Consider the following 14,257-nt stretch of genomic DNA (forward strand, 5'->3'; position numbering starts at 1 on the left):
CTGGGATTGATTTTGATTGTATCTTATAATGGTGACAGGTATTGTCATGAATATGGAAAGAAGTGAACCTGCCATGTCAAAAGCGAAACGGCTCATGGAACTGATGATGACGGTCAATCGGAAACGGCGTTTTAAGGTACAGGAATTAGCGGATGAGTTTGGAGTTTCGAAGCGGACGATGCTAAGGGATTTGCAGGAGCTCGGCGAACTTGGGGTGCCGTTGTACTCGGAGGTAGGACCGCATGGAGGATATCAGGTAGTAAGGGAGAGAGTGCTGCCCCCGATTGCGTTTACGGAGGAGGAGGCGGTTTCGATGTTTTTTGCGGTGCATTCGCTGCGCCACTATTCTTCCTTGCCGTTTGAAGCGGAATCCGCATCGGCCTTGAACAAATTCTATCTTCACATGCCCGGGGACGTGCGGGACCGGATCGACAGCATGAAGCACAGGGTAGATTTCATAACGCCTACCAGGCATGCCGATGCTCCCTTTTTGGCCATTCTTTTGGAAGCTGCTGTAAACGGGAAAGTGCTGGAGGTGATCTACACGTCAAAAGAGGAGGGAGAGGGCCCGCGCCGGATTCAGCCCGCTTTTCTTTATGCGCACAACGGATTTTGGTATTGCAAGGCGTACTGTTTCCTGAGGCAGGGATTTCGAGTGTTCCGGTGTGATCGAATCAGCCATGCGGAAGCGGACAAGTCGGGAACAGAGCCGATGGACCTGAGCAGCATGTTCGCGGATGAGGGCAGCAAGGAAAAGCTTCAAGGCACAATTCGTATTTACGCCGAGCTGACGCGGACCGGTGTGCAGCGATGCGAGGCGGAGCGGTGGCTTGCTTCCCCTCTTTTGCAGGTAAGGGAGGACGGTACGGGAGTGCTGGAAATGAACATTTCCGGCGGTGATCTTCCTTTTTTCGCTGAGTTTTTTATTGGATTGGGTAAAGAGGTTGCCCTTAAAGACTCGGAGGAGCTGCAAGAGGCCATTCGGGACAAGTTATCGTCGTTATTGGAGCAGTACCGGTGAAAAAGACAGCACAACGACAAAAAAGAACGCCCGTGTGCCATAGCGGCAATTGGACGTTCTTTATCTGCAGGTTAGTTTAGTATGCGGCGATTTCTTTCGCGTCCTCGCTGGTGTTGAAGGCCTCCCGGTCAAATTCATCCTCCGAGGCAGCTACGAGAAGGGATGTTACTGTGGTGCCCGTGGCATTCACAGCTGTACGCCCCATGTCGATCAGAGCTTCTACACCTGCCACAATAGCCATTCCCTCTAACGGAAGACCTAATGCCGTCAGGACAACAGTGGTGGAAATTACAGCAGGACCCGGAACGCCGGCTACACCGATGGAGGAGACAACACTGATTAGAACGAGGACGATGTAGTCCGTCGAAGTCAAAGTTACATCGAAGACTTGTGCCGTAAAGACAGCCACAACGGCAGGCCACACGCCTCCGCAACCGTTAAAATTGACTGAGGCCCCCAACGGTGCGATAAAGCTGGCGATTTTCGGGGAAACATGGAGCCGCTTAGTGATTACTTCCAGATTCACCGGCAAAGTGGCATAACTGCTGCGGGTACTGAAGGCCACGGCCAACGTCGGGTAGATTTTGCGAAAAAAACGAATGGGGTTCACTCTGGCCACCAGTAAGACCAGTCCCCCGAATACCAATACAAAGTGAATGAGCAAAGCAGCATATGAAGTAATGATGACACTGCCCAGCTCTTGTAGGGTTTCCCAGCCGTATTTTGCCGTAATCCCGGAAATCAGGGCGAAAACCCCGTACGGAGTCAGGCTGATTACTATTTTGATCACCTGATGGAGTACCTGTGTCAGGGAAGCGATAAGGTCGCGAACGGGCTTGATGGCTTCGGGATTTTTGGATCCAATTTTAACTATGGCTACCGCCAGGAAAAGCGCGAATATCAAAATCGGCACTACCTTGCCATTTGCAGCTTCATTGATAGGATTGGAGGGAACAAGGTCGAGGATGACTTGGGAGAATGACGGAATTTCCCGGGCCTCGAAGTTGGAAGGAACCTCTTGCTGTAGACCACTCCCCGGTTGAATCAGGAGGGATACAGTTAGACCGATGATGGACGCTGCTGCAGTCGTTCCTAGAAACCAGGCGAACGTTTTTAGTCCGATTTTGCGCAGATACTCGAGGCTTGTTAAAGAGGCAATGCTGTTCAGGACCAGGACAAAAACAAGGGGGATGACGAGCATTTTGATAAGGCTGACATAGATGCTGCCGAAGGTAGTAATTCCTTTAGTATCGTAGTCAATCTGTTGAAACAAAAGCCCTGCCAGCACACCCAGCACCAGCCCCAATGCAACCCGCGTGCCGAAGCCGACACGTTTTCTGGCCAAGTAAAACAATAGCCCGAAAACCAGAATTGACGTCAAAAAGCTGTACCCGTTAGTCTGAATCGCTTGAAGCAGATTGTTATTTACATCTCCCATTCCAAATCACCTCATATCCCCATGAATTTAGTAGGTTTTGTATTTACCAAAAACATATGTCTGGAACCGTCAAATAAGAACACTGGCCAAAAATATATAACTTGTCGATCCTTTGTCTTGCTGTTCGTCGTATAGTTGAAAGGGATAAACACCTCTAATTCGGAATGGGAAGGGGAATGAAGATGAAGTACTTATGTATTGGTTATTTTGACCGGGACAAGATGGATGCCAGCCCGAAGGAGGATGTGGAGCAGGCCATGAGCCAATGTGAGCCGCATCTTCAGGAGTTCTATAACAGCGGTCAGGTCCTTATCGATGCTGGATTGGATGTAGAATCGAGGCTTTTGCATCGTATGGACGGAAAAGTAAGGATGCTGGACGGCCCTTTTGCGGAAACGAAGGAAATGATCGGCAGTGTGTTCATTATTGAAGCGCAGGATATGGAAGAAGCTGCCCGAGCGGCATCTTTGCATCCAGCCGTGCAGGTGGATGCCGGTGAGAGGTTTGGATGGAGGATTGAAATCCGGCCGATTCATTATTATAAGACTTCTACTCCGGAAGCTTAAACGAAGTTAGCGACCAGGTCCGGGCGGACCAAAGTGTTTGGCCGCTTGACGGGCCTGGCTATTTTCACTATACGCAGCGAGCCGGTCATAGTCGATCTACTTCCCGGGTTGATGCAGGGGAAGGCTTGGTGGCGGGGAGTGCCGGACGCGAGAGAGGTGACTCCCTCGCAGATCCAGCAGTCACATCTCCGCGCCAAGGCAGGGGAAGCGGGTGAATGTTGTATTTTTTACAACTTCTGCGGTTGAATTGGGCTGCATTTTTAGCAAGTGTTGTATATCATACAACATTTTCACCTCATTACGGACCGTATAGCCCCATAATGTTGTACGCCGTACAACATTACTCAATATAACCCCCTCAAATCACTCAAAATGCTGCACAGAATACAACATTTCACATCAACGCCCGAGTAAATCCCTCGGCTGGTTCATAGCGGCACACATAAGGGCCAGTGGTTAAAACCGGCTGAAGCGCCTGCTTTTCAACCAACCCCTGCAGCCATTTACGGGCCGTGCGGAAGTTCACTAATACCTCTCCATAAGATCCTTAGGGCGGACCGGCTTCCCTGTGCTCCAGGCTAGACGCACAATCTCTTTTTCTAAAGGGGAAAAGAGTTCACGATCCCTGCTGCGCAGCATCATTGCAGGACCAATAACCATTTGCAGCAGCATGCGGCACACTTCGGGTCTCTTCTGTACATCGTCAAAAGAAAAATGAATGATTCGCCAACCAAGCCCGGTTAAAAAGGTATCCCGATTCAATGCGTAGCTAAAGCGTTCCCGATCCATATCCTTTACATGGCTTTGGTAACCGTCAATCTCTATGCCAATACACCCGCTATGAGTAAGGAAAGCGAAGTCCAGAAACTGTGACTTGCGATTCCAATCGTGGACCTCGTACTCGGGGTGTAAACCCTCAAAACTTCCGACTAACGGCCACCAAACCTGCTCCAAAAAGAGTTTTTCCGCAAACGCATGCCCCCGCTGAAGCCGTCCGCGCCTCTCACCGCTCCTTTGACCTAAAATGCTGTTCTATAAACAATCCGTGTTCCTCCTCAAACGCCACCGCAACCGCCTCCATCACCAACAATGTCCCGAACAAAAAAATAAGAACGCCCTTATGCCAGTACGGCGGATAAGGACGTTCTTCGTCTGCAATTAGTATATCACTGCGGTAAAGGATTGAATTGAGCGAATTGTTACTAAATTGTGTCAATTTATGGTTTTGGTTTGTGGAGCATGCCGTTGGACGGGTTCCTTAGTATCTTTACAAATACTTCTTGTACGGCATCTTCCGCATCCTGTCTGTTCCTCAGCATTTGATAGCAATATCTATATGTGGGCTGGTGAAGGTTCTCAACAAGGCTTGACCCTGCTCGTTGGTTTCCATGATAATATTTATAAAGTCTCTACTATTGCAATCCCTAGTATTCCGATATACAATTAGAAAATTATAAGATTCATAGAGATAATGGAGGAAAACACATCATGAGGAAGAAATTATTAGGGGTAACTTTTCTTGCTTTGCTAGCTTTGGTTGTTAGTGCTTGCTCGGGCAATAATGCTGGAAATGCACCAGCTGCCAACAACCCGGGTAACACGTCACAACCAGCGGAGAATGCCCAGCCTAAGGATGGCGGAAGCTTAATTATAGCTGTTGGAGCTGACCCTGTCATTCTGAATCCGAACTATGCAGGCGACCGTGTCAGCCTTACCATTGACCAAGCACTCTTTGCACCGCTATTTCAGGTGAACAACGGCAAGAAGACTTTTTATTTGGCAGAAAGCCTGGAGCCTTCCGTTGATAACTTGACGTATACATTGAAGTTGAAACCCGGCCTGACTTGGCATGATGGAGAGAAGCTGACTGCTGACGACGTCGTGTTTACTATCCAAAAGATTTTAGATGAGAAGCAAAACAGTTTTCTGAGAGGGAACTTCGTGATCGGAGGTAAGCCGGTTGAAGCGGTTAAAGTAGATGAGACCACGGTTGAATTCAAGCTTCCGCAAGTCAGCCCTGCTTTTGAAGCTACGTTGGTACAAGTATCCCCGATTCCAAAGCATATTTTTGAAAATGAAGCTGATATCGAGAAAAGCATCAAGAACAGCACTCCTGTCGGTTCCGGCGCATTCAAATTCAAGGAATACAAGACAGGTGAGTATGTCACTTTGGAGCGATTCGATAACTATGTAGGCGGAAAGCCTCACTTGGATTCCATTACCTACCGGATCGCCAAAGATACGAATGCTGCTAACTTGGCGTTGCAGAACGGCGAAATTAACATTAAGTACGTGGACCCGCAGGACGTTGCGACAATCCAGGCTACTAACAATTTTGAGATTCTGCCATATAGTGAAGGCCGTTTATCCTACGTTCTGTTCAATCAGAACAGTGACACGGGCGCTTTAGGCAAAAAGGAAGTAAGACAAGCACTTTCGTACGCTTTGAACCGGGAAGAACTGATTCAAGTAGCTTACACTTCCAGCGATTATGCGGACCCTGCAAAGTCCTTTGTAACACCGGACGGATTGTTCCACACAAATGAGGTAACCAGCTACGATAATGACATCAACAAAGCCAAAGAACTGCTGAAAGCGGCCGGCGCAGAAGGATTGAAGCTTCGGTTCATCGTTTCCAGCGGCAACAAAGCACAGGAAGCCATCTCCCTTTATGTCCAGCAAAAGCTGAAAGAGATCGGTGTAGAAGTAGAAATTAAGGCTATGGATGCTTCCGCTTACGGCGAGAAATTCGTAGATCCAAATGCAAAAGATTTTGAGTTGGCTGCAGCAGGCTATATTATGGGTTACGACCCGGACGCATACAGCATTCTGTACACAACGAAAGGCAATGCGAACTACTCGCATTACTCTAATCAAGAAGCAGACAGCCTGTTCCAGCAAGGTGCCGGAGAAGCGGACGCTGCAAAACGCGGAGAGATCTATAAGAAGCTGCAGGAAACAGTAGCTCAGGATGCTCCGATTTATCCGATTGCTTACACGAAAACGATTGTTGCCGTAGATAAAAAGTATGGAGGACTGGAAGAAGCGGTCCTGAAGCCTGTTGTCATCTTTGAAGACCTGTCAAAAATTTATCTGAAATAACGGGTGGGCAAAAATAAGCTGGTGCATCCAGCTTATTTTTTATTCTAATAATGCCTAGGAGAACAGAAGCATGAGACAATTTATTATAAGAAGACTATTGCAAACCGTGCCTATGCTGCTCTTCGTATCGATTGCCTGCTTCATAATGGTGAAGGCGGCGCCGGGCGATCCGGTACTTTCCTTCGTGACGCCCAATATGCATGCAGAAGACATCGAAAGGATCCGGCATAATCTCGGCTTGGATAAACCCGCTTACGTCCAGTATTTTCTCTGGATCAAAGAATGCCTTTCCGGCAATTTGGGATACTCCCTAATCAATCACAAACCTGTTTTGGATCAGATCCTTGAACGCTTACCTGCCACGGCGGGCCTAATGGGGTCGGCTATCGCGTTAGGAGTGTTGCTTGCTATTCCTCTCGGACTGCTGGCGGGGGCTAACCGGAGCCGGTGGGTGGACAAAGGAGTCAATCTTCTCGCTTATATCGGAATCTCCATTCCGCTTTTCTGGCTAGCCATCCTGCTGATGTACTTGTTCTCAATTAAATTGCACTGGCTGCCAAGTATGGGGATGCGGACGATCGGCAAGGAATCAGCTTGGGATGTCATTAAGCATGGAATTCTGCCTTGTACCGTGCTGGCGATGGGTTTTCTTGCCGTGTATGTGCGGTACATCCGCTCCAGCACCATCAGCCAGCTTAAAGAAGACTATGTGCAAATTCAATATGCCTTTGGTTCCTCGAAGAAAACCATCTTATTCCGGCATGTGTTGAAGCATGTGCTCCTTCCTGTTATTTCGCTTTTAGGCATGTCGATGGGCGATCTTGTCACAGGAGCCATTGTCACGGAGACTGTGTTTTCCTGGCCGGGGATCGGTTCGCTGGGTATGACGGCGGTACGGGGAATGGACTATCCGGTAATCCTTGGTATTACCCTATTCTCCTCCGTTATGCTGATTTTGGGCAATTTGGCGGCGGATATTCTGTACAGCCTGGCAGACCCGAGAATTAAAACAACGAGGTGATCTCATGAATCGGAATAAATGGAACCAGGTCGCCCGCGAACTGCTTGCTAACAAGCCGGCTATCGCTGCTGTCATCTACCTTATTATTGTGACTGCAGCAGCAGCCTTTGCCTTTTTATCTTCAAAAGATCCAAACGCCATCCAGATCATGGACAAGCTGAAGCCTCCAAGCAGCGAGCACTGGTTCGGTACGGATGATTATGGCCGGGATTATTTTGCAAGAGCATTGTATGGGGGACGAATTTCACTGACGGTGGGCTTCCTGGCTATGATTTTGGCTACAGGCATCGGTGTGGCAGTAGGCGTTGTCAGCGGTTATTTTGGAGGATGGATCGACAGTGTGTTAATGAGGCTGTTGGATATTGTGCTGTCCATCCCGTCGTTCCTGATTTTACTGCTGCTTAGCGTGTATCTGAAGCCGGGGGTAGGCAATATTATTGTGATTATTTCTCTGCTGATGTGGATGAATATCGCGCGGATCATCCGTGCGGAGACCATGGCGCTCAAGGAACGGGAATATGTCATGTACGCCAAGGCTTCGGGACATGGGTCATTCGGGATTATTTGGAGGCATATCCTCCCGGGTCTGGTATCCGTCATTATCGTAAGTGCGACGAATAACATCGCATCCGCGATTATGATGGAATCCTCTTTAAGCTTTCTCGGCTTTGGCGTGCAGGCGCCGAATGCGACTTGGGGCAGCATGTTGAACGGGGCTCAGGGATATATTGCTCAAGCTCCTTATATGGCGTTGTTCCCGGGACTGCTGATTTTCATGACAGTGTTAAGTTTTAATATCCTTGGGGACGTTCTGCGCCTCGGTTTGGAACCTAGATTGGGCAAAAGGTAATCCGTACAGCCAGTACGGCAGAAAGGAGTGCGGCAACTATGACAAAACGTTTGCTGACCGTGGATGGGTTAACCGTGTCTTTTCATACCCGCGAAGGGCAAAATCAAGCGGTACGGAACGTCAGCTTTCATATAGACGCAGGAGAGACCCTTGGCATTGTGGGCGAGTCCGGGAGCGGGAAAAGCGTCACGGCCAAAGCGGTGATGGGACTCGTCTCGGCTCCGGGTGAGATGCTGAGCGGTGAGATTATTTTTGACGGAGACCGGGTATTGGAGTTTTCAGAGAAAAAGTGGCGTACCGTTCGTGGAAACCGGATGGCGATGGTGTTTCAAGATCCGATGACAGCTCTGAATCCTGTGAAAAAGATTGGATTCCAAATGGCGGAGGTCATTCGCAGGCACCGCGGGCTGGGTAAAGAGGCGGCATTCCGGGAAGCGGTCGAGCTGCTGCGCAAGGTGGGCATTCCGGAGCCTGAACGACGGTTGAATCAGTATCCTCATGAGCTCAGCGGGGGCATGCGTCAGCGTGTCATGATTGCTATGGCACTTTCCTGCAGCCCTGAGCTGTTGATAGCGGATGAGCCTACGACGGCATTGGATGTAACGATCCAGGCTCAAATTCTGGATCTCATCAAGGAGCTTAAGGAACAGTCGGATACTGCTGTTGCACTCATTACACATGATCTAGGGGTCGTTGCTCAAGTATGTACCCGTGTCATTGTGATGTACGGGGGGATGGTCATGGAGGAGGGGACGGTGGATGATATATTCTATCGTACGGGTCACCCTTATACGCAAGGACTGCTCCGGTCCCTTCCCGGTCAAGGAGGAGCAGGCAGGCAGCGCTTGGTACCCATCGAAGGAACGCCGCCGGATCTGATTCATCCGCCTTCCGGCTGTCCCTTCCAGGAACGCTGTCCACATGCTATGGCGAAGTGTTCCGAGCTTCCGCCGAGGTATGTACTCGGGCAGGGGCACAGTTCTCTCTGCTGGCTGCTGGACGAGCATAGAACGCTTGCGCAGGCTTTAGGGGAAGGAGGTCCTGCACATGGTTGAAAATAATAGCAATATTCTTATGGATGTACGAAATTTGAAGAAATATTTCCCCAAGGTAACAGCTCTCTTTGGCCGCCAGAAGGAAGTACTTAAAGCTGTAGACGGAGTAAGCTTTCAAATCCGCAGGGGCGAAACGTTCGGTCTGGTAGGTGAATCCGGGAGCGGCAAATCGACAGTAGGCCGTTGTTTAATCAAGCTCTACGATTATACAGAGGGGCAGGTGCTTTTTGACGGAGCGGACCTAACCCATCTTAAAGATAAGGAACTGAAACCTTATCGGCGGCGGATCCAAACCATTTTTCAGGACCCTTACTCCTCCCTGAACCCTGGGATGAATGTATTCGATCTGATTAGCGAGCCGATGGGCATTCATGGCTTGGCCGCTAAAGAGGAAGAACGTAAAGAGACTGTAGCAGCACTGCTCGAAAAGGTCGGGCTGAAGCGGGAACATCTGTACCGCTATCCCCATGAATTCAGCGGCGGCCAGCGCCAGAGGATCTCGATTGCCCGCGCTTTGTCCGTGCGTCCGGAGTTCGTGGTATGCGATGAACCGATATCCGCACTTGATGTTTCCGTACAGGCGCAGGTAGTCAATATGCTGGAAGATTTGCAGGAGGAGTTTGGGCTGACCTACCTGTTTATCGCCCATGATTTATCGATGGTGCGGCATATTTCCGACCGGATCGGTGTCATGTATGGCGGCCGGTTGGTAGAAATTGCTCCAAGCGATGAGCTTTATGAGAACCCGCTGCATCCGTATACGAAAACGCTGCTGTCTTCCATTCCGATTCCGGATCCGCGTGCCGCAAGGGATAGAATGGCGGCGAAGGGGAAGGAGAGTTTCCGTTTTACGGGACATGCGGAGGAATCAGTATTGCGGGAGGTTAGCCCGGGTCATTTTGTAGCGGATTACGAAATAGGATGAAAAGAAGATAAGGAGGGATTACTATGAGCCAAACGCTGGTGAAGTTGTCCCAATGGGAAGCGTTGCTCTTGGAAGGCTTGCGGGCCCTGGGCTGGCCTCACGAGGAACTGCTGCGGAGAGTGGCGGAACGCGACCTGCCGAAGGACGAGAGCATCTATGAGTTGGATTACCAAGTACTGGCGGATTTTGCAGCGGCCGAGCCTGAGACATTCCGATCGGCAGTAGAGTCGGGCTACTCGATTAAATATAATACAGTTCGGGGGATTCATTCCTGGATTTCCATAGCATTCGGCAAAAAGCCGGAGCTCATTCTGGAAGAAGGGAACGAAGCGGTGGTCTCCGATCTTACTCCTAGTGAGAAAGAACGGCTAGCTGAGATCTTGTCCATTGGCTGGAAAGTCACGGAGGACGCTGCAGGAGTTTACCGGATCCAGCCTGCGAACAGAGCGGTGTAATGAAGCTTAGAATGGTTCCGCCCAAGTGATACAAAAAGACGACCTTCATTCCCAATTTCTTGAGATGAAGGTCGTCTTTTTCATTTAGCTAAGTGGCTGCAACATAGAAGTACCTGTCCGACCGCGCCAATCTAACCCAACGTCGACTGCGCAAATTGCGCCGAGCTAAGCCGCGCGTAAATGCCGGCGGCGGCCAGCAGCTCCTCGTGGCGGCCCTCCTCGGCGATGCCGTCCTCCGTCACGACCAGGATGCGGTCGGCGTGGCGGATCGTCGCCAGACGGTGCGCAATGATCAGCGTCGTCCGGTTGTGCGACAAGCGTTCCAGCGCCGCCTGGATCAGCGACTCCGTCTCGGTATCGAGCGCGGACGTCGCCTCGTCCAAGATCAAGATAGGCGGATTCTTCAAGAAAATCCGCGCAATGGACAGCCGCTGCCGCTGGCCGCCCGACAGCTTCAACCCGCGCTCGCCGATGAACGTGTCCAGCCCGTCCGGCAGCGATGCGATCAGCCCGTCAAGCGATGCCTGCCGGGCCGCTTCCTCTACCTCCTCATCGGACGCGCCAAGCCGTCCATAGGCGATATTCTCCCGGATCGTTCCGTTGAACAGGAACACATCCTGCTGCACTACACCGATCTGATTGCGCAGGGAAGTCTGCTTCATGGACCGGATATCCATCCCGTCGATGGACAGCACGCCGCTGTCGATCTCATAGAACCGCGGAATGAGGCTGCAAAGGGTTGATTTTCCCGCACCAGACGGGCCAACCAACGCTACGGTTTCCCCCGCGCGAATCCGGAGGTTGATGTTTTGGAGCACATGAGCATGATTTTCGTAACCGAAGGAGACATCCTTAAACTCAATATCCCCGCGCAGCCGATCGACGTCCACTGCATTCGGCGCATCCTTTACGTCCGGTTCGGTATCCATCAGCTCGCAAAACCGCCGGAACCCGGCCATACCCTTAGGATACAGTTCCAGCAGAGCATTAATTTTCTCAATCGGCCGCAGAAAAATATTCACATACAGCAGAAAACCGACCAACTCCCCATAGGTGAGTTTTCCCTGATAAGCAAACCAGGCACCGAACACCAGCACCGTCAGCGTAATGAACCTCGTCAGCATGTAGATTCCCGAGGAACTGAGCGAGATGGCAAAATACGACTTCAGCTTCGCCGCGCGGAACGCCTGGTTGTTCTTCTCAAACCTTGCTCTTTCGAACGACTCGTTTCCGAACGACTTCACTACCCGAATGCCTGAGATGCTGTCTTCCACACGTGCGTTGACATCGGCGATCTTTTCGAACATTTGAGTGGCGGCTTTGTTCAGCTTTTGGTTGAAAAATACGATCAGCCAAGCAAGCAGCGGCACGACGACGAACGTAATGCAGGCCAGCTCCCAGTTGACGGTAAACATGATCCCGAAGGCGCCCGCCAGCGTCATCAATGCAATAAAAAAGTCCTCCGGGCCATGATGCGCCATTTCGCCCAAATCAAACAAATCGTTCGTCATCCGCGACATAATCTGCCCTGTTTTCGTGTTGTCGAAAAAGCGGAAGGAAAGCTTCTGCACATGGGTAAACAGCTGCTTGCGCATATTCGTCTCAATGTTGATCCCCAGCATATGCCCCCAATAATTGACCACAAACTGCAGTCCCATGCTGATCAAATACAAAACCAGCAGCCCGGCGCACACGAACGCGATTTTCGACCAGTTCCCTGTCGGCAGAAGCTTATCTATTGTCCATTGGACGCCGATAGGGAAACCAAGCTCCAGCAAGGCAGCAACGACGGCACAACTGAAATCTAACAGAAACAGCTTTTTGTAAGGCACATAATAACCGATAAAACGGCGGATTAAGGGCACTTGTCTTCACCTCTCTTGCATTCAAAAAAGTATTGGCGAGCCCTTAATTTACAGCTCAAGCTCTAAAGTTACCGGGCAATGGTCGCTGCCGAGGATGCCGCATTCGATGGAGGCTTTCTTCAGTTGTGGCGCGAGCCGCTCGGACATCAGAAAATAATCGATTCTCCATCCGATATTCCGCTCCCGGACTTTCGGCATGAAAGACCACCAGGAGTACATATCGGTCCGGTCCGGGTACAAGTGACGAAAGGTGTCAATAAACCCCGAATCCAACAGTTTCGTCATTGCAGCCCGTTCTTCATCCGTGAATCCGGAGTTGCCCCGGTTGGATTTAGCATTTTTCAGGTCGATATCCTGATGAGCGACATTCAAATCCCCGCATACGATAACAGACTTCACCGCATCCAAACCCGCCAAGTATTCCCGGAACAATTCTTCCCACTCCAACCGGTAAGGCAGCCTGGACAGATCCCTGCGCGCATTAGGCGTGTACACATTCACCAGATAGAAGCTTTCAAATTCCAGCGTTATTACGCGCCCCTCGGTCTCTTCAGGAGCCCCGATGCCGTAAGTCACGTTCAGCGGCTTCATTCTGCTAAAAACAGCGGTGCCGGAGTATCCTTTTTTCTCAGCATAGTTCCAGTACTGCCCGTATTCCTCCATACCTTCCATGCAGATTTGGCCTTCCTGGAGCTTCGTTTCCTGCAGACAGAACACATCCGCGTCCGCCTCTTTAAAATACGTCATAAACCCTTTATTCACACAGGCCCGAAGGCCGTTCACGTTCCATGATACGAGTTTCATTATTTTATGATTCCCCTTGTTCTATGATTTCCATTGGATTTCCCGTATATCGGCTCCCGGGGCCGCAAAAGCCAACAGACATAAGCCCTCTGTTTCCAGTTCCTCTTTCGTTTGTGCACTTATCCGGATGAAAGGGTCTAAGACCAACACGGCTTTTTCGCGATGAAGCTCCAAACTCCATTTTCCCTGGACAAAACCATTTACGAGGAATGCGGCACGTATGATTCCGTTGCCAGTGAAGAGGCGTGCTTTGTATGCCGGGTCCAAAATGCGGCTGCGGTCTTCATAAGAGAGCAGCATGGAGTCGAACTCTGACAGGAACCGCACAGGTGCGGGAGTCGAGGAGTCCGGCCGCGGGGCGTCCGGAAGGTCGTACAGTATGCGCCCATCCTCGCTTAGGAAGGTCACGAGCTGAGGCTCAAGCCGGTCGACGGTCTCTTTCAGGCGGGTAAGTCCGGACCAGACCTGCATGTCCTGGACCGTGGCCGGGCCGAACGCGCGCAGGTAGCGCAGCAGCAGCTCGTCCGGCTCACGCTCCGCGGCGAGCGGCCGTCCAATCCAGGCCTCCGCGGATGTGTGCGCGGCCTGGCCGCTCGAGCCCCAAATGCCGCGCGGCGGCACTTGGACGAGCGGCACCGCTGCGCGCACCGCGTTCGCCAGCGCGGCAGGCTCGCGCTCGGACCACAGCCCGGCGAGCTTCGCGCCGAGCTGGCCCAGGGTCAGCGGCCGGTCCTTTACGAGGGACCGGCCTGCCGCGGCTGCGGCGTCGAGGTCAAGGCCCTCGAGCCGCCGGCCGAAGGCGCCGTTTACTGCGCGGTCCTGGACCGCTTGCAGCACCGGGCGCAGCCGAAGCCAGTCGCGGTCGCTCACCAGATGGAGCGTCGCGCGCTGCAGAGCGATCCGAACCGCACGCCGACTGCCGATCAGTTCGGACAGATCTTGCTGACTGAACTCGCTCAGCCGGGTCCACAGCGCAAAATAAGGCGGATTCGGAGCCTGGGCCTGCAGTCCGACAAGATGCTCCAACGCTTCATAAGCAGAGGCCGGGGAGCGCTCCAGCAGCCATTGCCTTGCCAGCAGGGCGCGGTTAAGCGTCCGCTTGTCTAACATATGCTTCGGATGTTCTTGGCCTGGTGCTGGCATAGGAGGCCTCCT

14 protein-coding genes and 1 pseudogene are annotated in these 14,257 nt (G+C 51.5%); 9 read left to right on the forward strand and 6 right to left on the reverse strand.

The window, feature by feature from the left end; genetic code table 11:
- The first annotated feature begins 73 nt into the window (after positions 1 to 73).
- Entirely contained in the window at positions 74 to 1,021 is a 948-nt protein-coding gene (locus ACFSUF_RS19135) for a helix-turn-helix transcriptional regulator (RefSeq protein WP_377605493.1), read from the forward strand.
- A 76-nt stretch (positions 1,022 to 1,097) separates the two neighbouring features.
- Here the strand turns inward: ACFSUF_RS19135 and ACFSUF_RS19140 are convergent, their stop codons facing one another.
- Complete coding sequence (locus ACFSUF_RS19140) at positions 1,098 to 2,459, reverse strand: dicarboxylate/amino acid:cation symporter (RefSeq protein WP_377605495.1); 1,362 nt, start codon at positions 2,457 to 2,459, stop codon at positions 1,098 to 1,100.
- A 182-nt stretch (positions 2,460 to 2,641) separates the two neighbouring features.
- On the opposite strand from ACFSUF_RS19140, the gene ACFSUF_RS19145 reads away from it, so the two are divergent.
- Complete coding sequence (locus ACFSUF_RS19145; protein ID WP_377605497.1) at positions 2,642 to 3,025, forward strand: YciI family protein; 384 nt, start codon at positions 2,642 to 2,644, stop codon at positions 3,023 to 3,025.
- A 33-nt stretch (positions 3,026 to 3,058) separates the two neighbouring features.
- Positions 3,059 to 3,271 (forward strand): hypothetical protein, encoded by a 213-nt coding sequence (locus ACFSUF_RS19150; RefSeq protein ID WP_377605499.1) that lies wholly within the window; start codon positions 3,059 to 3,061, stop codon positions 3,269 to 3,271.
- Positions 3,272 to 3,550: 279 nt separating this feature from the next.
- Here the strand turns inward: ACFSUF_RS19150 and ACFSUF_RS19155 are convergent, their stop codons facing one another.
- Positions 3,551 to 3,979, reverse strand: coding sequence for a DUF559 domain-containing protein (locus ACFSUF_RS19155; RefSeq protein WP_377605501.1), 429 nt, complete (start codon positions 3,977 to 3,979; stop codon positions 3,551 to 3,553).
- Positions 3,980 to 4,242: 263 nt separating this feature from the next.
- Positions 4,243 to 4,377, reverse strand: a pseudogene (locus ACFSUF_RS19160) (RNA polymerase sigma factor); the annotation flags it as partial.
- 136 nt (positions 4,378 to 4,513) lie between these two features.
- Here ACFSUF_RS19160 and ACFSUF_RS19165 point away from each other — a divergent pair.
- The 6 genes from ACFSUF_RS19165 to ACFSUF_RS19190 all read left to right on the forward strand — a co-directional run bounded on the left by ACFSUF_RS19165 (position 4,514) and on the right by ACFSUF_RS19190 (position 10,433).
- A complete protein-coding gene (locus ACFSUF_RS19165) occupies positions 4,514 to 6,127 on the forward strand; it encodes an ABC transporter substrate-binding protein (protein ID WP_377605503.1) in 1,614 nt (537 codons plus the stop codon).
- A gap of 70 nt (positions 6,128 to 6,197) precedes the next feature.
- Entirely contained in the window at positions 6,198 to 7,148 is a 951-nt protein-coding gene (locus tag ACFSUF_RS19170; protein ID WP_377605506.1) for an ABC transporter permease, read from the forward strand.
- A 4-nt stretch (positions 7,149 to 7,152) separates the two neighbouring features.
- Positions 7,153 to 7,998 (forward strand): ABC transporter permease, encoded by an 846-nt coding sequence (locus ACFSUF_RS19175; RefSeq protein WP_377605508.1) that lies wholly within the window; start codon positions 7,153 to 7,155, stop codon positions 7,996 to 7,998.
- 38 nt (positions 7,999 to 8,036) lie between these two features.
- Complete coding sequence (locus ACFSUF_RS19180; protein ID WP_377605510.1) at positions 8,037 to 9,053, forward strand: ABC transporter ATP-binding protein; 1,017 nt, start codon at positions 8,037 to 8,039, stop codon at positions 9,051 to 9,053.
- Entirely contained in the window at positions 9,046 to 9,978 is a 933-nt protein-coding gene (locus ACFSUF_RS19185; protein WP_377605512.1) for an ABC transporter ATP-binding protein, read from the forward strand. The genes ACFSUF_RS19180 and ACFSUF_RS19185 overlap by 8 nt, the downstream gene beginning before the upstream one ends.
- 23 nt (positions 9,979 to 10,001) lie before the next feature.
- Positions 10,002 to 10,433, forward strand: coding sequence for a hypothetical protein (locus ACFSUF_RS19190; protein ID WP_377605514.1), 432 nt, complete (start codon positions 10,002 to 10,004; stop codon positions 10,431 to 10,433).
- Positions 10,434 to 10,564: 131 nt separating this feature from the next.
- On the opposite strand, the gene ACFSUF_RS19195 is transcribed toward ACFSUF_RS19190, so the two are convergent.
- The 3 genes from ACFSUF_RS19195 to ACFSUF_RS19205 are packed head-to-tail and all read right to left on the reverse strand — an operon-like array spanning position 10,565 to position 14,245.
- A complete protein-coding gene (locus ACFSUF_RS19195; protein WP_377605516.1) occupies positions 10,565 to 12,298 on the reverse strand; it encodes an ABC transporter ATP-binding protein in 1,734 nt (577 codons plus the stop codon).
- Positions 12,299 to 12,346: 48 nt separating this feature from the next.
- A complete protein-coding gene (locus ACFSUF_RS19200) occupies positions 12,347 to 13,102 on the reverse strand; it encodes an exodeoxyribonuclease III (RefSeq protein WP_377605518.1) in 756 nt (251 codons plus the stop codon).
- Positions 13,103 to 13,123: 21 nt separating this feature from the next.
- Positions 13,124 to 14,245 (reverse strand): winged helix DNA-binding domain-containing protein, encoded by a 1,122-nt coding sequence (locus ACFSUF_RS19205; RefSeq protein ID WP_377605520.1) that lies wholly within the window; start codon positions 14,243 to 14,245, stop codon positions 13,124 to 13,126.
- Between the last annotated feature and the right edge of the window lie 12 nt (positions 14,246 to 14,257).

Source organism: Paenibacillus gansuensis, from assembly GCF_042684925.1.
Taxonomy (GTDB): Bacteria; Bacillota; Bacilli; order Paenibacillales; family DY6; genus Paenibacillus_N; species Paenibacillus_N gansuensis.